The sequence below is a fragment of the bacterium genome (genome assembly GCA_019912885.1).
Lineage (GTDB): Bacteria > Lernaellota > Lernaellaia > JACKCT01 > JACKCT01 > JAIOHV01.
Genome location: JAIOHV010000091.1, coordinates 1 through 20,716, shown reverse-complemented (window position 1 = coordinate 20,716; position 20,716 = coordinate 1). Strand labels below are relative to the sequence as shown.

Annotated in this window: 12 protein-coding genes; 1 reads left to right on the top strand and 11 read right to left on the bottom strand. The window is 65.6% G+C overall.

The window, feature by feature from the left end; all coding sequences use genetic code 11:
- Nucleotides 1-2: 2 nt before the first annotated feature.
- The 8 genes from K8I61_07940 to K8I61_07905 all read right to left on the bottom strand — a co-directional run bounded on the left by K8I61_07940 (nucleotide 3) and on the right by K8I61_07905 (nucleotide 16,323).
- A complete protein-coding gene (locus tag K8I61_07940; protein ID MBZ0271953.1) occupies nucleotides 3-1,664 on the bottom strand; it encodes a hypothetical protein in 1,662 nt (553 codons plus the stop codon).
- Nucleotides 1,665-3,079: 1,415 nt separating this feature from the next.
- Entirely contained in the window at nucleotides 3,080-4,774 is a 1,695-nt protein-coding gene (locus K8I61_07935) for a GMC family oxidoreductase (GenBank protein ID MBZ0271952.1), read from the bottom strand.
- A gap of 235 nt (nucleotides 4,775-5,009) precedes the next feature.
- Entirely contained in the window at nucleotides 5,010-6,641 is a 1,632-nt protein-coding gene (locus tag K8I61_07930; protein MBZ0271951.1) for a glycosyltransferase, read from the bottom strand.
- On the bottom strand, nucleotides 6,638-8,233 hold the full coding sequence (locus K8I61_07925; protein ID MBZ0271950.1) for a hypothetical protein: 1,596 nt from the start codon (nucleotides 8,231-8,233) through the stop codon (nucleotides 6,638-6,640). Before K8I61_07925 ends, K8I61_07930 begins: the two co-directional genes overlap by 4 nt.
- A complete protein-coding gene (locus K8I61_07920; protein ID MBZ0271949.1) occupies nucleotides 8,230-9,201 on the bottom strand; it encodes a methyltransferase domain-containing protein in 972 nt (323 codons plus the stop codon). The genes K8I61_07925 and K8I61_07920 overlap by 4 nt, the downstream gene beginning before the upstream one ends.
- On the bottom strand, nucleotides 9,198-11,420 hold the full coding sequence (locus tag K8I61_07915; protein MBZ0271948.1) for a glycosyltransferase: 2,223 nt from the start codon (nucleotides 11,418-11,420) through the stop codon (nucleotides 9,198-9,200). Before K8I61_07915 ends, K8I61_07920 begins: the two co-directional genes overlap by 4 nt.
- Nucleotides 11,417-12,571: a hypothetical protein gene (locus tag K8I61_07910; GenBank protein MBZ0271947.1), complete on the bottom strand. Its 1,155-nt coding sequence runs from the start codon at nucleotides 12,569-12,571 to the stop codon at nucleotides 11,417-11,419. The genes K8I61_07915 and K8I61_07910 overlap by 4 nt, the downstream gene beginning before the upstream one ends.
- A 116-nt stretch (nucleotides 12,572-12,687) precedes the next feature.
- Nucleotides 12,688-16,323 carry a glycosyltransferase gene (locus K8I61_07905; protein MBZ0271946.1) on the bottom strand — a complete coding sequence of 1,212 codons (3,636 nt, stop codon included), beginning with the start codon at nucleotides 16,321-16,323 and terminating at the stop codon, nucleotides 12,688-12,690.
- Nucleotides 16,324-16,525: 202 nt separating this feature from the next.
- Between K8I61_07905 and K8I61_07900 the strand changes: the two genes are divergently transcribed.
- Nucleotides 16,526-17,578: a radical SAM protein gene (locus tag K8I61_07900; GenBank protein ID MBZ0271945.1), complete on the top strand. Its 1,053-nt coding sequence runs from the start codon at nucleotides 16,526-16,528 to the stop codon at nucleotides 17,576-17,578.
- A gap of 196 nt (nucleotides 17,579-17,774) precedes the next feature.
- On the opposite strand, the gene K8I61_07895 is transcribed toward K8I61_07900, so the two are convergent.
- The 3 genes from K8I61_07895 to K8I61_07885 all read right to left on the bottom strand — a co-directional run.
- The gene (locus tag K8I61_07895) at nucleotides 17,775-18,941 is read right to left on the bottom strand and encodes a glycosyltransferase (protein MBZ0271944.1); all 1,167 of its coding nucleotides are present in this window, start codon (nucleotides 18,939-18,941) and stop codon (nucleotides 17,775-17,777) included.
- Complete coding sequence (locus tag K8I61_07890; GenBank protein MBZ0271943.1) at nucleotides 18,938-20,080, bottom strand: glycosyltransferase; 1,143 nt, start codon at nucleotides 20,078-20,080, stop codon at nucleotides 18,938-18,940. Before K8I61_07890 ends, K8I61_07895 begins: the two co-directional genes overlap by 4 nt.
- Nucleotides 20,077-20,716 (bottom strand): formylglycine-generating enzyme family protein (locus K8I61_07885; GenBank protein ID MBZ0271942.1); only part of this gene is annotated, 640 nt, incomplete at its 5' end. The genes K8I61_07885 and K8I61_07890, both read right to left, overlap by 4 nt.

Genomic DNA, 20,716 nt, shown 5'->3' with positions numbered 1-20,716 from the left:
CATCAGCGCGCCGCGTCGTTCGCGCGCAAGATCATCGCGCGCGCGGTTTCGCGATAGATCGTCTCGGTATCGTAGCCGAGAAACAAATCCTCTTCATAATAATCCGGGTGCGCGCGTGTATGAAAATCGCCCTCGGGGATGAGATACCCAATCTCGTTGCCGCAAAGGCCGATGTGCATCGCGACGGGGGCGGCGATGTCCTCGACGAGCCCGCGAATCGCGCCGAACGTCTCCTCGCCCCAACCCTCAAAATCGATCGTCGTCTCCTCGCGGCCGATCCACGTCTCCGCAAACGTCTCGCCCGGCGAGCTGACAAGCATCAACGGGCCGACGCCCACGACCGCGAGCCGCTCCGACGCGCAGCCGAACGCGCCGCACAAACCCGGCATGTCGCGGCGAAGATCGCGCGCGTCGTATTCGATCAGCCCGGTCAGAAACGCGAGCTTCAGGACGATGCTTTCCACGGGCATGACCAGCTCGCGGACATCGACGTATAACCCCGGATCCACTTCGGGCGTCGCCGCGTCGAGCGCGTCGACCGCGAAATCCGCGAGCACGACGCCGAGGCTTCGCGCCTTATCCCAACTCGGCGCCGTCAACATCAGCGGATCGCCGCTGTCATCGACGATCGGATCGCCGGCCTCGTCCCTCGCGGGCACGGAAACGCCCGTCGGCGTCGCCAACCCTCCGACCGCGCCGGAAATGTAAACGGCCACGCCGCCGCGCCGCTCCTCGACGCGCCGCCGCAGCCAACTCGGAAAATCCGACGACACGAGCGTCTCGTTCAGCATCACCTCCGGATGCGAATGCCCGTTGACGACCGTCGCCACGACGCGCCCGTCGTCGGCGACGAATTCCATCGCGCCGATTTCGGGCACGACGACAATCGGCTCGCGAAAATCGTTTGTCAGCGCCGCGAAGTTGGAGGCGTCGATTTTGACCGTCGCCGCCGTCGCGGTCAGCGTCACCGGCGTCAGGTCGGCGAACGCGCGCAGCACGGCGTCCGCGACGGCGTCCTGCACGAAACGCATGTAGTCAGGCGAAACGCCGCTCGTGAAAACATCCGGCCCGAAAACACCCAGCGTATCCGGCGCCTCGTGCGTGTGCGTCGCGGCGATAAGGACGTGTTCGGGATCGATGCCGAAGGCCGCGAGCGACTCCTGAATCTCGCGCCCGCGCGTCCGTGAAAATCCGAGCAAATCCAGGCTCACGATCGCCACGTGCTGGGCGCCGCGGGCCAGCACGACAACCGACGCGAGCAGGTCGTCGTGCACGCCGGTTGCGACGCGCGAGGGAAACAGACCGCCCAGATAGATCGTCTCGGGGTGATTGCCGGCATTGGGCGTGATGACCGCCCGCGACGCGCCCGCGTATAGCCGCCCGTCGTCCGGCGGAAAAATCGACGCATCGCCGCCGGCATTTGCGTCGTCATCGGGTGATGCGAGTGCCGGCGCCGGCTGATTTGTCGCCGCATCGTCCGTGTAGGCGCAGCCCGCGAGAAAAAGGACGGCCGCGGCCAACGCGGCAAAAAAACGCACGCGATCAGCAGCCGCAGCAGCCGTCGTCGTCGTCATTATCGTCGTCGTCGTCGTCGTCCGCCGCGTCTTCGGAGTCGTCGTCAAACGCATCGTCGTCGTTGCCGTCGTCATCGGTTGCGTCGTCATCCGCGTCGTCGTCGGTGTCGTCATCGTCCGCGCTGTCATCATCGTCCGCGTCGTCGTCGTCGTCATCGACCGAGGTGAATGTACATAAACCATCCTCGCACGTGTCGTTCGTTCCCGCGTCCTCGTCGTCGCATTCCTGATCGACAACGCACTCGAAAATTCGTCCCCACACGTCCTGCTCGTCCGTATCGCCGGCCCACGACTTGAAGACGACGACAAAACGCGTCTCGGAAAACATCGCGACCGTGGCTTCGTTCTGGTCCGACGCGGTCGTCACGTTGACGCGAAACTCGTCGCCGACGGCGTCGCCCGTGCCGTCGAATTTACGCGCGTACACGCCGTATCCGTCGCCGTCCTGTTCCTGCGAACTCCAGGCGACGACAAACGATCCGTCATCCGCGATGGCGATCTGCGGCGCGGACTGCTGGCCGGCCGTGTAAACGTTGACCGGCAACTCGGTCGTCAGCGCGACGCCCGCGGCGTTGTATCGCTGCGCGAAGATGCCGTATCCGTCGCCGTCCTGGCCCTCGGAGTGCCACACGATGACGAAATCGCCGGCGGCGTTCATCGCGATCTCCGGCTGCGCCTGATGTCCGCTCGTTTCCGTGTTCACCAAAACGTCGTCGGCCGAAAGCGGCGTGCCGTCCGCGTCGAACCGGCGCAGGAAAACGCCCCAGCCGTCGCCGTCCTGCGCGAGCGATTGCCACGCGATGACGAAATCCCCGTCCGCGTCCATGCCGATCACCGAACGAAACTGCGAGCTGTCGGTCTCGACATTCACCCGCCATTCGTCGGCGTCGACCGGATCGCCGTCGGCTTCGAACATGCGCGCGTAGATGCCGTCACTCGATCCGTCCTGATCCATCGACGACCACGTCACGACAAACGTTCCGTCCGGTGCGATCCCGATTTGCGGGTAGTACTGATGAAGCGCCGTGTAATCGTTGAGCCCAAACTCGCCGCCGTCTTTCGCGTTCGTCGCATCGAACAGTTGTGCGTACGCGTCCGCGTCGCCCGTGCCCAGCCCCATGTGCCAGGCCGCCAGAAAACCTCCGCCGGGCCGCATCACGATCTCGGGATATTCCTGGTCCTCCGGGTTTGAGGTGTTGAGCAATATTTCGCCGGAAAGTGGCGCGCCGTTCGTGTCGAAGCGACGACCGTAGGAATTGATGAGATCCGCCGTCATGGTGTGCGATTCCCAGACCGCGACGAAATCGCCATTCGGAAGCGCCGCCACGTCCGGGCAGCCCTGCGGATGTTCCGTAGAGGTGTTGATGGCGAACTCCGGAGCGATCGGCGCGGCGCTCGCGATGGGCGCGGCGCCGGAAAACGCCGTGAGCGCGCCGGCAAGCAAAATTAAAAAGACACTCCAACGCATGGTACGTCCCTTCAAAAAAACGGGGGCGGATGATCCGCTACCCGCGAGATTGCATATTCCGACTGCCCGTCCGCGCGATTTCGTTTTCGATGTCGCGCACGCGCGTTTGCATCCATGCCGGATCAATCGCCGGCCGCGCGTGAGCGCGTGCGGGAATAAAACTCATCGCGCGCTCCGCGATCGCGGTGATCGTCAGGCTCGGATTCACGCCCAGGTTCGCCGGCACCGCGGACCCGTCGCACACGAACATGTTCGGATAGCCGAACACCTCGTTCTTGTCGCTGATGACGCCCGTCCGGGCGGTCGCGCCCATCGCCGCGCCGCCGAGGATGTGCGCGGTGATCGGCGTGCCGAACGCCGCCTGCGTGACCGATGTGCGCGCCACGCCGTTGCGACGCGCGGCGAAGCGCCGCGTCACTTCGTTGCCGATCGGGATGTACGACGGAATCGGCGGGCCGTCGCCGATATCCGTGTCGAGCGATCGCCCGAAAAGATTGAACCAGCGGCGGCGAAGCACAAAACGCATCGAGCTATCGATTGTCTGCATGACGAGCAGGATCGTCGTCCGCCGCGCCCACCCGAACGGAATCAGCATGCGTAAAAACGCGCCCGGCCGTTTCATCACGGCGCGCGCCCAGGAGCGAAACCGAGGCCCGTCGCCATCGCCTTCCGGCATCACTGTTGTGATCCCCGCCAATAGATCGCTACCCTTGCTGTATCGAACCACCTCCACGTGCGTGTGCTCGTCCGGGTAGATCGAACTCGTGATCGCAATGCCGTGCGAATGATTGACGTCGCCGGTCTCCGTCACGCTGAGAATCGACTCGCTGTTCGTGCGCACCTCGTCGCCCAGGCGATCGGACAGGTTCGGCAGGCTGCCGCGCTCCTTGCACCTGAGCAACAGCCGCATCGTGCCGAGCACGCCCGCCGACAGCACCACGCCTCCCGCGCGCGTCACCCGGCGGTCCTTCAAGAACCACGCGCCGGTGCGTTCGTGGTGGATCGCGTACCCGCCGTCCTCGAGAGGACGGATATCCGTCACCGTGCGGCGATCCAGGATTCGGCACCCGAGTTTTTCGGCGAAGTGGAGATAGTTTTTTCGAAGTGTGTTCTTCGCGCCGAATCGGCAGCCGGTCATGCAACCTCCGCAAAAGTTGCAGCCGGTTCGATCGGGGCCCGCGCCGCCGAAGAACGGATCGGAAACCGTGCGGTTCGGCTCGCCGAAATACACGCCGACGGGCGTGCGGATGTAAGTATCGCCGACCCCCATTTCGTCGGCCACCGCGCGCAGCGCCGCGTCGGCCGGGCCTTCGAAGCGATTCTGCGTCACGCCGAGCATCGCTTGCGCCGTGCGGTAAAACGGGCGCATCTCGGCGAGCCAGTCGCGCCCGTCGGGCCAGTTGGCCGACCGGAAGACGTCATCCGGCGGCACGTAGAGCGTGTTCGCGTAAACGAGCGATCCGCCGCCGACACCGGAACCCGAAAGGATAAACACGTCGGAAAACAGCGATAAACGCAGGATGCCGAAGCACTTCAGCATCGGCGCCCAGAGATACTTGCGTACGTTCCAGTTTGTTTTGGGAAACTCGCCGTCCTCGAATCGCCGCCCGCATTCGAGGATCAAGGTTCGGTAGCCTTTTTCCGTCAGGCGTAGCGCCGACACCGAGCCGCCGAATCCGGAGCCCACGACCACGTAATCGAAATCGAAATTCTGGTTCAACGCGCCTCCCAATTCATCGACGCATTCTATTCATTTCCCGATTTCATCGCGAGCAACGGAAAATTCCCGGGGGCGCAGACCCGCCGCTGTCGTCATCCCGCCGCTGTCGTCATCCCGCCGCTGTTGTCATCCCGCCGCTGTCGTCATCCCGCGGCTGTCGTCATCCTGAGCGAAGCGAAGGATCTGGCCACGCCCCGGCAAACGCGTTGTCCCGCACGCGAGCGTCGGTCGATTGCCTTCCAGCCCTTCAACCTTCCGAATAAAATCCCGTAACCCGTATCCCCTCCCGCGCCGCCGCTCGCGCTCGCGGCAGCATCGTCGCCTCGTACGTGTCGGAACTGACGACGATCGTGTCAATGTCAAGCGCGTTCGCCTGCGCGAGCGCCACGACGGGAATCCCGAGCACGCTCGTGCCGCAAACGGCGTCGTCCTCGTCGAGGATCGCCACGATGCGCACGCCGGAAATGTCGACGCTCCCCAGCAATCGAAGGGTGTGCCGGCCCGCGCCAAAAAGCGCGATGCGCCGCGCGCCCCCCGCGGCAAGGCGGACCAGACGCCGCCGGATCCGACGCGCGAAGTCGCCGCTCGTGTGCATGTCCTCGGCAAAACGAAGGGTCGCCGACGCGCGCGCCGCGCGCTCGAGAATCGCCGCATCCGCGGGCCGCGCGTTTTCGTACACGTGCTCGAACGTCAAGGCGTCGTCATCGCTCGTGCGCAATATCGCCGCGCCGCTCGCAAGGTGCTCGCGAAGTGCGGTGTCGCCGGCAAGACGCGCGATCGCGTCCGCGAGATCGTCGGCGTCGCCGGTTCGGAACAGCAGGCCGTTTTCGCCGTCGCGCACGATCCCGGTCATCCCCGCGCCGTCGGCGCACACCACCGGCGTGCCGAGCGCGAACGACTCCAGAATCGTCACCGGCGCATTTTCCGGCCACACGGAGCAAACGATAATCGCATCGATTTCGCGATGAACCTCCGATAGCCGCTCCGGAAAAAACCGTCCGGCAAGCGTCACGTTCGGCAACGCCTCGGCGCGCCTCGCCTGCCGGTCGGCATACGTATCGCGGCTCCATACCTCGCGCTCGCCATAGAGCGTCAGGCGGATCGGCCGATCCGCGAGCCGTTCCATCGCGTCGAGCAAGACGTGCAGACCCTTGATGCGATTCCATCGGCCGATGAACGCAACTCGTAACACATCGCTTGTCAATTTCTGCGGCTGATCGTTTGCCAACTGCGCGGGCACGCCGTACGGCCATACGCCGATCGACGCCGGATTGGCGCCGACATGTTCGATCTGCCTCGCCATCAGCGCGCACGGCGCGTGATGAAACGCGAAGCCTTGCGCGAGGATCGCGTGGATCTCCCGCCGCATGTCGCGAACGCGCATCCAGATTTCGTCGGGAATATCCGGGTTGCACGCGCGGCAATCGGCGTCCGGCAAACCGCCGCAGACCGCCCCGTCGGGTAACAGCAGATGGCTTTCGCGGCACGCCCAGATGAAATCGACGTGCGTCGCGATGACGGGGATCCCCATTGACATCGCGGCGAACGCGAACGCGGACATGAACCACGCATTCGTCACGTGCACCACGTCCGGTCTTTCGCGTCCAAGCAGATCGCGCGCCTCATCCTCCAGGTCGCCGAAATACTGCATCGTGTAGTGAGCCGGCGGGCGATAGTCGAATGTGAAGGCCAGGCGCAAGACGCGCACGCCGTCATACCGGTCCTCGACAAGTCGCCCGCGCTTCTGCGCCAGATCAAGCGTCGCCACCGTCACGTCGTGCCCGCGCCGGGTGAGTGCCCGCGCCAGGTGATGCGTGTACACCTCCGCGCCGCCGAACACTTCGGGCAGATAGCCCGTGATGGCAAAAAGAATCTTCATGCCGCGTCCGTCCCGTCGTCCGCGTCCGGCAACTCATTTGGCCCGTCCCAGAGGATGTCCTCGCCGGCGACGATGCGCTCGCAAATCAGGTCGATTTCCGGCCGGCCGCCGGGCATGAGATCGTCGATATCGTCGATGGCAAGCCTTGCGCCGTCGCGCGTGTCGATGGCGCGAAACGGCACGGCGCGGCGGAAGTTGTAATGATACGCGTATCGGCGCGCGCGCTCGCGGCGCTCCGGCGCCGGTCGCGCGATGTCCGCAAGCCGCGAAAGCAGATCGTCGTATTCTTTCGTGGAGCGTGCGTCGAACGTGAATCCCTTGTTTGCGTAACGCGCGTCGCCCGCGGTGATCACCGGCATCCCGCGCGCGGCAAGCTCGTGCCCGAGCGTCGTCGTGTACACAAGCGCGGCATCGAGCGTGGGCGCAAGGTCATACGTCGAAATAGGCGAGTCCGGCCCGACCAACCGGATGTGCGGCGGCAAAGAGGCGAATCGTTCGCGCACCTGTTCGAGGATCGGCTCGGCCGTCCGATGCGCCGGGTGTCGCGTCTCGGCCGGGTGGACGCGCACGATCAGTTCAACGTCCTTGCGGTCTTTCAGGCGCTCGATCGTATGCATCACCCACGCGGTCATGTCGTCAAAAGCGGACGAGGAACTGTGAATCGCCGCGTCCCACACGACGTTCGTGAATAACCCGACACGCAAGCGCCCGGAGATCGCGGCATCGGGCGCGGCCCGCGCGGCGCGTCGTGTCTGATAGCGGTGTTCGTTCATGTCGAACGCGCCGTCGTCTTTTGACGCGAGATAGCGGTCGAGAAGCGCCTCGTCCCGCGCCGAAAGCGGACAATCCGCCCAGAGCGAGACGGGCTCGCGCGCCAGGGCCGCTTGGAGACTCGTGTCGTGCGTCAACACGACGCGGTCACGCAGATACGCGCGGCCCCACGTCCAGAAGGTCACGCGAGCCTCGGCGAGCGCGGCGGCGGGGGCGCCCCACAGCGCGTAGATCGCGTGCGAGAGCAGCGCGCGCGTCGGAGCGAAACGTCGGATCATCTCGCGCGTCGCCGAAAGTTGTACGCGCGCGGTCTCGGCAAACGCGCGCATCGTCGCCTCGTGGCGCGCGTCGATCGTACCTCGCGCCAGATGGCGGCAAGAGGACATGCGCGCGAGTTCGCCGACGGGAATGCCCGCTTCGCGTTCGGAAAACAGCGCACGGCCAGGAATGCGTTCGGCGGCGCTGCGGATGACCTCGCGCTCCTTCACGCCGACAAGCGCGCCGATATTCACCGCGTCGATGCGCGCGTGCGCCCACCAATCCTTCGCCGCGCCCGCGCATGTCACGCAAAGCGCGGCCTTGTCCACGTGCGCCGGGGCGTTGTCGCAGGCCGGCAGCGATCCATCGCACACCAGCGCCGCGACGTCCGCGCCGCGCAGCCGCATGGCCGTCGCGACAAGGCTCTCAAACAGGTTCACGTACGATACCTGGCCGCGCATCGGTACGACCAGAAATCGTTGCCCGCGCGCGATGCCGTTCGGGTCGGCGCGCGACGCGGCCTTCTCAAACAGGACGCCGGCCGTGGCGATTGGATCCCTCATGCGGACGCGTCGCCGTTTCGAACAAAAGACGTCGCGGTGACAAGCGATATCGGCGGCGGTGGATCGAAATGCACCGCGCGAAAGGCGTCCAGCCGTGCCAAAGCCTCGAAAGCCGGCGCGGGCAGGGTGTGCACGTCAAGCTCGCGCCAATCCGGGCCAAACAACGGCTCCGCCGCTTCGTCGCCGAAGATGCGATGGATGACGAGCACGCGCCCGCCGGGGCGAACCACGCGCGCCAACTCACGGGCGTATCGACGCGCGGCCGCCGCATCGAGCCACACGAGGACGGCGTCGAACGTCGCGTCATAAAACGGCAGCGTGCGGCCGGGCGTCCGGGCGGCGCGCACGCGATCGAAGACCGGCGCGATCTCAAATGCCGCGGCGTGCGCAAACGCATGTTCGTGACGCGCGCTAAAAAATCGCGGGTCGGTTTCGATCACGTCGAACCCCGCGGCCACCACATTCGCGCCTCGCGCCGCGAGCGCCGGCGCGATCGGCGAAAACGCGCCGCCGAAGAGTTCGAGCACGCGGTCGCCATGGGGCGGCAACGCGCGGTAGAAGTCGATCGCGGGCGCGGCGATCGCCGCGACGTCCGGCGGAGGATGATCGATCTTCCATTCTTCAAACGCCGGCATCGGAAGGCGAACGATCCGGACGGCGTCGCGGAGCAAGCCGCGCCGCGCCGGCACGGAAAGGCGCGTAAGAAACGCCTCCTCGTGCGCGTCCGTCGAAAGAATGATGTGATCGATCGGGCGGTCGGCCAGCGCGCGTTCGGGGGTCGCGCACGGCAGGCCGGCGAGCGACGGCGGCGGAGCATCGTCGAGGACGGCCGTCAATATGCGGCCGTCCGCGAACAGATCGCCGTGATCCAGATCGTCGAGCATGCGGCGCGTGAAACGCCCGGCGCCGAAAAGCGCATAACACGCACCCGCGGGCAGACTGGCGATGGCCCGGGCGAGCGCGTTCATGCACCGGCTCCACGCGCGCCAAATCGCGGCGCGCCGAACGATGCCTCGACCCGGGTGAAATACGCGTCGTACATCGCGGATATCTTACGGGCGTCGAAGTTTTTGCGCACGTGTTCGCTCGCGCGGAGCGCCATGGCGGTCGCCTTGTCGGGGTGGCGTGCGGTTTCGAAAACGGCGTCCAGGTAGTCGTCGATCGAAGGCGACGCGAGAAGGCGCGCGGTGTCGTCGTTCAGATATTCGCGCACGCCGCCGACGTCCGTGGCGACAATGGGCGTCCCGGCGACCGCCGCCTCCAGGATCGCGGCGTTCGCGGTCGCGTGAAGGAGCGGAAAGACCGCGCACGTTGCGGATTTCAGGAGATAATACAGGTACGTCTCGGAGACGCCCGAGACGATCGCGGCGCCGGTATCCGCGACAGGTGCGCGGCGCCACGGCGGCAAAACAATCGAAACGCGCAGGCCCTCGCGACGCAATCGCGCGATGATCGCTCGCGTCGCCTCGAAATCGCGAAGCCACTGGCCGACAAACACGACGTGCGGCGGCTTGCGCTTCGTGGATGCGGGCACGCGGTCCGCGGCACGCGGATCGATGGCAAGCGGAATACATTCGACGGGCCCGCTCACGCGCTCGCGCACGTATTCGAATTGCGTTTGCGAAACGACGACCGCTGCGTCAAGCGCGCGAAGATTGTCGGCCGCGCCGGGCAGGCTTTCGAGAATCGAAACAGGCTGGTGCACGGTGCCGCTGAAAGGAACGCGGAATAACGCGGCGTCGTTCCTTCCCCGCCGCGCCGCAAGTTCGTGAAAATGATTGTGCACGTTGAAAAAGTGAACGAGCGCGGGAGCGGACGCATTCGCGTCAATCGCTCGCGTGACCGCGCGCTCGATGCACGCTTCGTTCGCGCCGTACCATTCGAACGCGACGCCGGGAGTCGCGTCGTCGTCGTCCGCCGCGACAACAAGCGCCAACGGCGCATGCGATGTCGACGCCGCCAAAGGTTCGATGACGGCGTCGATCGACGCCGCGTTTCGGTTGTGTGCCAGCCGTTCGGGCACAAGAAGGCGCGGCGCGCCGCTCATGGACGCGACGAGTTCGCGGGCGCGCGAAGCTGCAAGCGATCCGCCCCCCGCCAGCGCGCTTCCGCGAAAACGATGGTAGTCGTGGACCATCGGCACGCCGACCGCTTCGCGGAGGTGAAAACGCGTATGCGCGTTCATCGCGGCCGTGCGAACGGACGCGCCGCGTTCAATGGTGTCGGACCCCGCGATCGGATAGTCCGGCGCGCGTCGCCTGGCGGCAATGGACGCGGGCCCGCCACCCCGTGCGACGCGAGAAATCGAAAACGAAAGCGCGAGCGGCATCGCGCGATACAGGCGGCCCGTTTCGCGAAATATCGCTTCGGTGAACGCGCGTTCGCGGCGCCGAGGGAGATCGTCACCGGGTAGATCGACATAGACGATACCCGTCTCTTCAACGACGACCGGCGCGGTTGGCGCCGCGGCGCGAACGTCATATCGATCGCGCAACACGCGGGCCAATTCGATCGCCATCGCGCGCGTCGCCTCGGCCGCGGCGTCGAGGGCGCGCGCAAGATCATCGGCGAATAAATCGCTCGCCGCGTCACCCGGCGCAGCGCGAATTCGTTCGCGCAGGTCATCCACGCGGCGCGTCAGCGCCGTTACGCGGCACATGGCAGCTCCCGACGCGATTTCAAAAAGAGCGTTCGCGTGACGAAGCGCGTTCAGAAATTGCAACGCCAGACGAACGGGAATGCGCCGCGTCAGCAAGGGCGCCAAAAATACGTCCGGGTAAAACCATGTGACGAGATCGCAGAGGATCAGCGAGGCCGACGCGGGCGAAGGAACGTGCGGCGGCGCAATGTCGGCGCGCTGAAAAAGGCAGGTCGCGCCATTCACAAAAAAGATATTGGAGTAGTCCGGCCAGACGGACACGGGAATGACAAACGGAGGATGACGGATCGTGGCGCGGATGTCGGCGTCATCCGCCGCGAACGCTTCGGATAGCGGGTACGTCAGCTGGTCGTTCGTCACAACCAGAAAATCGAGGTCGCTGACACCCGGCGCGCGCACCTCGCCGAACCCGAACACGGCCAACACATCGGCGTGCGCGGACAAACGCTCGATAATCGTAACGCGGGCGCGGTCGTAGGCCGCAAGATCGAGAGCCGGGGGCAGGTCAAAGAGTTCGAACGCACTCACCGCGCGTCTCCGGTTTCGACGGGGACGCCGGCATGGTCGACGATCGCAAGCGCATCGTTCGCCAGACGGCGCATGGCGTCGATCCACGACGCGGCGCGGCGGTCGAAGTCGCCAAACGTCCCGGCTTCGCGATAAGCGCTTTCGATCTCGCCGTTGGCGCGCGCAAACCACGTTCGGTCCGCCGCGTCGCCGGCAAGATCGATCGCATCGCCGCTCGGTGCGTACGCAGCGAAGGCGGAACGAAATGCGCTGATTTCGTCGATGACCGAGAAAACGTCCGGATCGAAAAACGGACGTGCGAACCCGAACGCCTCGCGCTTGTAGCAAGGGCGGCCGATCGCCTGCGTAAAAAACAGCGGAAACGAAAGCGCGCGATGCACGAACCAGAACTTTGCCTTGATCGGCCACGCATCGGGCGTCGCGCCATATAACGCCGTCATCGGATCGGGTCGGTCGCCGGTGGTTGCGAAATCGCCGTGGGCGTTATGGATAAACGCAGCGCGTGCCGCGTCCGGCGCATCAAGCGCACGAACGCGGATCGGCGCCTGCTCGCCGAGAAGCCGGCGGGCGTGAACGTAGAGAAGTGGCGGCCGGTAGGTGAGCGCGTACGCATCGTGCTCATGCGCGGACATCGCGAACGTATGGTGAAGCGCGAGCGGACAGACCGCGAGCTGGTGCGGGATGAGGTTCATGAGCACCGTGCGCGCGGCGCGCAGCGCTCCGGGATCGGATACCGTTTCGCGGCGGAGCGTGACGAAAAGATCGACATCGGAAAACCCGTCGATCGCGTCTCCGGTCGCAAGGCTGCACGCAAGGTCGGCCGATTCGAACAGAGACGCATTCGCAAGGAGAATCAAACGAATCGCGTCGATAGCCTTGGCGACGCGTGCGTTGCGTTGCGGATATTCGGCGTCGTCAAATGGCGCCGGCGGCTCGACCGGTACGGGATCACCGCGGGACGCCGACCATTCGTTCGCCGCGGCGGCGTCCCACGCCAAGTAAAAGCGCGTAAGAAACGCGGGCATTTCCGGTTCGGACAGAAACAGGCGTTTGGCGACAAACGAGGACGCCGGTTCAAAAGCGGGGTGCTCTCGCGCCAAACCCGCAAGACCCCCGGCGAAGTCAGCCGTCCCGACGGAGGGCGGACGCAAGGCATCTTCCGGCGTGAAATTCCGCCACGGATAACCGTTTAGATAAAGGTAGAGGGCATTTCGAGCGGCGTCTCGCACGCGCGCGAAGCGTTCGACGAAGGCGGCGTCACGGGATGTCAGCGCGCGCCCTTTCGCGTCACCGTCAGTCGATGGATTCGCATGGAACGATTATCCGCGATCCAGAGCGTATTTTTGAAGGCGACAACGGCGGAGGCATCCATCGGGATGATATCACCGGGAAGAGTTCGAACGATTTGCGGTTCATCTCCGACGGTTTCGAAAAGCGCCAGTTCGCCGTCGCCGGTTCCAAGCGCATAAAACTCCGCGCCGGCGGCGACAGAAACCGCGCCGGACAAATCAGTATGCGAGGTGTTTTCCGATTCGTTTCGCGCGCTCGCGAGATACCGAAACCGTCCGTTTTGGAGAACGGAGAAGCCGTCGCCGCGCGTCGCGAGGCGTGCCGGGGACTCGTCGATCGTCACGGCCTGTTCATGGCCCCTATCGACATCGAGAACGCGGACGGCGTTCTCGTAGCGGTCGATGACGGCAAACGCGTTCGCGGCGTGGATGACGGCTGCATCCTCATAAAACGCCGGTTGTGCGAGTCGGGACATCGTGCGCCAATCGGCGTCGCCGTCGCGCGAGACGATCTCGCCGGTAGCGCCGTTGGCGATGTACGTCTTCCCGTTTCCGAATGCGACGGCGCTTGCGTACGCTTCGTCGCCGGATGGAAAAAGATCCACGCGTGACCAGCCGCCGGCGGTCTCGCTATAACAAAAAGTCTTCGCGCCGTGCGTGATCGCGACGAGGCGTCCTTCGTTGTCGACAAGAAGTTTTCGTATCGAACGCGCGCCGTCGGGCGGCGGGTCGAACGAGTTGCCCAGCGCGATCGAAAACGGACCGGACGTCGCCGGTTTTTCGAACGCCGCGAGAAGACGCGCCGCAAGCGCGCGCCTCGCGCCGGGTTCATACGTATCGATATTGCCGAGCGCCTGACGCGCGCCGGCGCGGTCGCCGTCTGCCAGCGCGAGGCGTGCACGCGTCAGGCGGACAAGATCGCGCGTCCAGGCGTCGTCGCCTGCAAAAGCAAGCGCGCCGCTCGCCTCGGCAAATCGCGACAATCCCGCCAGCGTCCACGCGCGCTGCGCCGCGATGCGGCCGGCGAGGACGGGGCGGTCAATGTGTCGGCGCGAATCGATTTCCGTGCGAACAAGGAACGCCAGCGCTGCCTCGCGGTCGCCGGCGGCGTCAGCCACGCGAGCGGTTTCGAAAAGCAGCCAGCGCGATGCGCGCGCGGATTCGGCGAAAGGCGTCAGTTGCAATAGCGCATGACCGGACCAATGCGCGCGCACAAGCGCGAAGGCGGCGGTGAGGGCGTCGGCTTCCTTATTATTAAGGTAAGCGCCAAGGCGGGAGCGGTCCTTGCGCCGGCGGCAAATCGCGTCGTCGGAATACGCGCGCCGATGGAGCGGCGCCATCGCGCGGGATGACGCGAGCGTCTTGTCGACACGCGCCTTTTGATCGGGCGTAAGCGGCGCGTCGCTTCGCGCAAGACGAGTTGCCGCGCCGGAGGCGTCTTCGCCGAACCGCGCGGCGTCAATCAAACGAGCCAATATCGGATCGGCATCGTTGTTGCGCGCGTCGGCGATGGACATGTCGATAGGCCAGGCGGAAGCGCCGAATTGTTGTTGATAGGACGCGAGCGCGTCATAGCGCGCGCGTGCGGTTTCGGGCGCGTCGCCGGAGGCAATGAGGTGCTCGATCCGCAGCAGGACGCCAAGCGCGCGGGGGTCTTGCAGGCCTGCGTCGACGAGGCGTGCGATCGCGGCGCTCTCAATGTCGGCGTTTGGCATTGCCGTGTTTTCGCGCGCGGCGACGCGCAATCCCTGGTAGGTCAGGTAGGCGTCCACGCCGCGATCGTAGGTCGCAAGCGAAAAAATTCGCTCGCGGTTGCGGGCGACGCATTCCGCCCGCGCATCGGGATTATCGAGGAAAAAGCGAAGGCGCTCGGCGAATTCGTCGCGTGTCGAGAATGTCATGCCGGCGAGGTCGAGAACGCCGAAGTCCGGCGCCTCGCGCACCAGAAAAAATCCTCCCGCCGCGAGGCCATCCATGATGCGCGGATGATCGATGCCGAACTGATTGACGTGCAGGTTGATCCTCGCGGCGCGATAGATCGCCGCGAGCGCGGGGCCGTTCTCGGCGATGCCGCGCGCGTATCTGGAAAGGCGCGGATGCGACTGCCAACCGCGTCCCCATAAAGCGAGATCGATGCCCATCTGGGCGGCCCAATCGAGCGGCGCGTTGCGGACAAGCGGCGCGACGACCTCGTGATGCACGCGGAAGGCGATTTCCTCCGTGCGTTCGGGCGCGATTCCGTGCGTGGCGAGGATGGGGTGCACAAGTTCGACGAAGTCCGCAAACGCTCCGACGGCGGCATCATCGCCGGCAAAAATGCGATCCGCGATGGATCGCACGGCACGTCGAAATGGTTCGTCCGTGCATTCCGCGAGGATGCGGTCGAGGCCCTGTTCCGCGGTCCAGGAAATGTTGGATACGTAGGCGAGTTCCGAGGATCGAGGATTAAGTATCGAGGATTGAGTGTCGGGCGGCGGGTTTATCGCAGGGGCGGAACCACCCGCTCCCTCACGGTCGCGGCTCCGATCGGGCTGCCCGAAATTGTAAACGCGCGGGTTGGTCAGGACAGGAAGTTCGAAGATGGCGTCGGGCGGATAGCCGCGCGAGACGAGGCCGCGCGTAGCGCAGACGACAAGGTCGCGCTCGCCGAGCGTGCGCCCTTTCTCCTCGCGATAGACGGCATGCATGAAATCCTGAATCCAGGAAATGATTGGAAGCCCCGCGGGCAGGGCGTCGGTGAGTGCGCCGCGAAGGAGATTGATCGATATCAACGCGTGCGGGCGAAAGTCGGCGACGGTTTCAAGCAGCAACGGAACCGTCAGACGGTCGATCGGCGATTTTTCCTCGATGACGCGCGTCCCAACGTTCATGTGCTCAAGGGCGTCGACGATGTCGCGCACGGCGTAACGGATAAACCACGAGCGCGCGTTGGAAATGACGAGCACGCGCATGCCGTCGCGCGTTAGAAACGCACGCGCGAGGTTGGCGCCGGACAGCGCGGCGTAATGCGCGCCGGCGGCCTCGCGCGCTCTTGCCGCGCGGTCGAGGGTTTCGCGTTTGATCCGGCCGATCGCTTCGGCTACCCCTTGCGCGGCCTCGACGTCCGGATTCGGCAGGACGCGGGTGGGCAGGGGGCGCGCGAGATCGGCGAGAAAAAAGTCGCGCGCCGTATCCGTCGCGTTCGCGCCGACAAAAAATACGACGCGGCCGGACTCGAAAACGTCGGTCCAGTCCGCGGCGGCGAGGTTGATCCGGAAGAGATCGAGGTCGGGTTCGAACACGAAGATCGGCCGCGGCGTGCGCCAGTCCTCGCGGGAATCGAGCTGGAGGATTTCGCGAATTTCAAATCCGGCGAGCATGCCGACAAGGGCGATCGGCTCGTCGGGCGAGATGTCCGCAAGGCGCGCATCGGCGAATGTTCGCGCGCGCCCGGCCGCGTCTTCCACGACGGAAAGCGCGGTTTGCGCGCCATCCACCTCGCGCACGATCACGACCGCGCCGTTGACGCGCGCGTATCGGTAGGACGGATCGGCGGGGCTGCGCGCCATCTGGTCCACGAGGCTCGGGCGCGTTTTCGCGAGCGCGAGCAGGTTGCGTTCAAAAACGTCGTTCAACGCGGCGGTTCTCGTTTTGCCCGTGACGGGCGACAGGATTGTGGATCAAGTTTCCGCTCTCCAGGGACGATGGACATGATGGACAGGATGGACCCGATGGACAACATGGACGGCTGCGCCGTACGGGGTAGCCGGTACGCGACGGTTTCCCTGCCGAGGCGCAATCGGCAATAATGGGCGCACATTCCTTTGAGGGCGTGGCATGGAACTGCCGGAGTTTTCCGAGTTCAAGATCATCAACCACCTGGATCGCGTGCAGGCGGTTTTGCGCGGCGAACTCGCGCCGCCGGTGACGCTCGAGATCGACCCGACGAACGTATGCAACCACGACTGCGTCTGGTGCATCGATATCGACAATCGCACGACCTACAACACGCACCTGAAGCGCAAGGCGATTTTTGATGTCTTGACCGAGGCGCGTGAGCTTGGCGTTGAGAGCATCGTCTTCAAGGGCGGCGGCGAGCCGATGATCTACCCGCGATTCGACGGGCTATTACGGCACGCCAAGGACCTGGGCTTCGAGATCGGCGTCATCACGAACGGCGAGAAGATCATCGACTACGCGGATGCGCTGGCCGAGACGTGCGCCTGGCTTCGCGTTTCGCTCGACGCCGGCAGCGCGGAGACGCACCGGCGCGTGCATCAGCCGAAACGCGCACGGGCGTATGAGCGCATCTGGGAGGGCATCGACGCGGTGTCGCGCCGCGTGTACGTGGGCGTGATCTACATCATCCATCCGGTGACGTACCACGAGATGACGGTCGCGGCGCAACGCGCGAAGGAGACGGGTTGCCGCTACATCGGCTTCAAGCGTGTGGTCGCGGACGCGGAGTTGTTCGACGCCGAGCAATACATGGCGATCGAGGCGAATTATCTGGTCGCGAAAAAGGACCTCGAGGACGCGAGCTTCGGCGTGATGGGATTTCGCATCTACAATTTTTCGAAAGGCCCGAACGCGACGCCGTACGACCTGTGCCTGGGGCATCACCTCATCGGCATTTTATGCGCGAATGGCGAGATGTACGCGTGTTGCAGCACGCGCGGGAACCCCGCGTTTTCGTTCGGCAGCGTTTACGAATCGTCGCTGACGGAGATCTGGCACGGAGAAAAGCGGCGCGAGGTGCTCGCGCGCATCAACGCGAAGACGTGCCGGCATATCTGCGTCGGCCATACGTCATACATGCGGTACGACCACTACAACGATTTGTTTTCGTATCTGGCGCGAGGCGAGAAACCGCACGGGAAATTCTTGTAAGAGACGGAAAGGCTGGAAGGCTGGGAGGCTGAAAGGTCATCGCAAATTGGGAATTGGGAATGGATCGCAAATCGGCGGTACACCCTTCGGCTTCGCTCAGGACAGGCTCCGCGCACGGCGGAGACACGGAGGACACGGAGGTCTTATCGGGTTGGAACCGCGACCGTGAGGGAGCGGGTATGAATCGCCGTTGGATTCAATCGTCCTTGTCGAGCAAGGCCACGGCGCCGGTGAACCCCAGGCGCGCGAGGGCTTTGCGTTCGTTTCGCGTCTCGCCGGGCGACAGCGAGGCGATGACGACCGGACCGGGCGGCGCGGCAAGCGTGTCGCCGTGGAGGATCGGCACACCGCGCACGCGGATATCGCACGCAAAATAGCTTTGCTGCGCGTTGGCGATCGCGCCGGCGAGTCCGACGTTGTTTTTCCGTGCGCCGCGGACGATGGACGCGAAATCCTTTCCGACTCCCCAGAGAACCACGTCCCTTTCGCCGCGCGGAAACAGGCGCCGCCACAATCGCGCGGCGACGCGCTCGGGCGAAATCTCGGCGAGCGCCGTGTCGGGCAACGTGCGTCCGAAGGCGACGCCTTTCATCGCGCGAGGCAGGCCGCGCCACTTGCCGCGTCGCGCCGCGCCGGCGAAACCTTTTTCCGCCGCGATGCGCCCGTAGCGCTCGACGACCCATCGAATTGTGCGCCAGGCTTCGTCCGCGGGTAGATACGCGGCGTACAGGCGCATGTTATTGCGCACAAGATTTGCGAGGATCTCCGCCTCGTCGCGGCCTTCGAGCGAGCGGCGGTGTTGTACGATCGCCTCCGTCGCCTCGCGCACGCGCCAACCGGCACCGGCGAGGCGGAAGCACACGTCGTACTCCTCGGCGTAGTAGCCGAAGCCGCGCGGATAGCCGCCGATTTCGCCCAGCGCCTCGGCGCGCAGCATCGCGCCGCAACCGATGAACACGCCGCGCGATCCGCCTGGCTCGTCGTGGCCGCCGGCCAGGAGAACGCGCATCGCCACCGCGCCCATGCGCGCATGCGACGCGAGCACGCGCGCGGCCTCGTCGATCGCGCCGGGTTCCGGGTGCGAGTCCGAATCGAGCATAAGGATGAACGGCGCGTGTGCGGCGTCGATGCCGGCGTTGCGCGCGGCGGAGGGATCGTTTTTTTCGTGGCGCACAAGGCGCGGACGCAACGGGTGCGTCTCGAGAAGGCCCAACGTGCCATCGGTGGAGCCGTTGTCGACGACGATGATTTCATCGCCGGGCGCGATCGCGCGAGCGAGGCGATCGAGCGTGATGGCGATTTCGTCGCGCCGGTTCCAGGTCGGGATGACGACGGAGACGCGCGGGCGTTTGGTGTCGGTCACGCGTTTTCCGCGCGGGGCGGGGCGCCCGTCGCGTCGTCCCAGATGGCGAGCGTCTCGGCCATCGCGTCCGCGAGCGAGTGGCGCTGCGCGATGTGCGCGGGGCCGTGGGAAGCAGCGCGACGCAGCGGTTCGGGATCGCGCGCGAAATTCGCGATGGCGGCGGCGAGCGCGGAGGCGTCGTCCGGCGGAACAAGAGCGCCCAGCCGCCCGCCATCGAGCGCCGCCGGAATGCCGGAGACGTTCGTCGCGATGACGGGAACACCGGCGGCGAGCGCCTCGAGTAGCGCGAAGGGCTGTCCCTCGGCACGGCTTGGCAGCACGAAAAGATCGGCGTTCGCGATCAGCGCGGGCACGTCGTCGCGCCAGCCGGCGAATTCGACGAGCGGGGCGACGCCAAGCTCATCCGCGAGCGTTCGAAGAATATCCGCGTCGGGGCCGTCGCCGGCGCATGTCACGCGCAGCCGCGAGCGGGTATCCACGTCAATCGTCGAGAGCGCGTGCAGCAGCACGTCGACGCCTTTCTGAGGCGTCAGGCGCGCGACGCACAGCACGCGCACGAGATCGCCCGTGCGCGGCACGGGCTTGCGCGGCGCGGTCGCGGGCGCGACGGCATTCGGGATGACGCGCAGCCGCTCGCCGGGGAAGGCGAATTCGTCGGTCAAAAGACGCGCGTTTTCGTCGCTGACGGCGATGACGGCGTGCGTCTCTCGATAGAGGCGTTCGATGCGCGCACGCACGGCGGGGTCGAACGTGAAATTCGGCGCAACGTATTGTTCGGTGAAAATGAGCGGCAGACCGCGCGCGATGGCGGCCTCGCGCGGGATGATCGTCGTCCACGGCGCGCCGCAAACAGCGTGGACGATGCGGGGATCGAATCGATCCATCACCGCGCGCGTCGCGCCGGTGCGTACGATCTCCGGATGGGCGCGATGGTAGAGCGGCGCGCGCGCGGGCCCGGTTCCCGCGCCGGCCAGCAGGACGGCCAGGCGATCGGCGCCGGGGGAATCGTCGAGCATGACAGCGACGTTCCACCCCGCGTCGTGCGCGGCGTTGCGCAGCGCGAGCACGTAAGCATCCACACCGCCGGGCTGCGTGACGTCCGTGATGATGAGCGCGCGGCGGGAGTCGTTCGCCGTCATTCCGCCGATTTGACGCACCGGAAACCCGATGCCTGGAAGAGCCCGGATTGGTGATAGGCGAACCGCTGCGCGCACAGGGCGAAGTCGGCCTTGCCGTCGTACGCGCCGCCCTTGAGCACGCGAAACGCGGGGGCGGATTCGTGGCGCGTCGCCGTCCACTCCCACGCGTTGCCGGCCATGTCCATGACGCCCATCGGGCTTTTCCCCGCGGGGTAGGCATCCACCGGCGTGGTGACGCCCATGCCGGACTCGAAGGTGTTGCAACGCTCGGGAGCGAACTCATTGCCCCAGGGGTATTGGCGGCCGTCCGTTCCGCGCGCGGCCTTTTCCCATTCGGCCTCGGTGGGCAGGCGCTTGCCGATCTTGCGCGCGAACTGCATCGCCTGTTCCCAGGAGATTTTCACGACGGGATGACGCGCCTCCTCCGGCGGAAAAACGTGCGCGGGGAATACGCGCGCGTACTGCTCGTTCGTCACCGGGTATTTGTCGATGTAGTACGCGGGCAGATCGACGCGCTTGCCCTCGGGTCCGAAGCGAAACGGCCCGGCGGGGATGAGGACCATCTCCTCGCCGAGGGCGCCTTTGATCGCCTGATCGTGCGCCAGCGGGCGCGCGGCAGGTCGCCGGCGTCGCCGC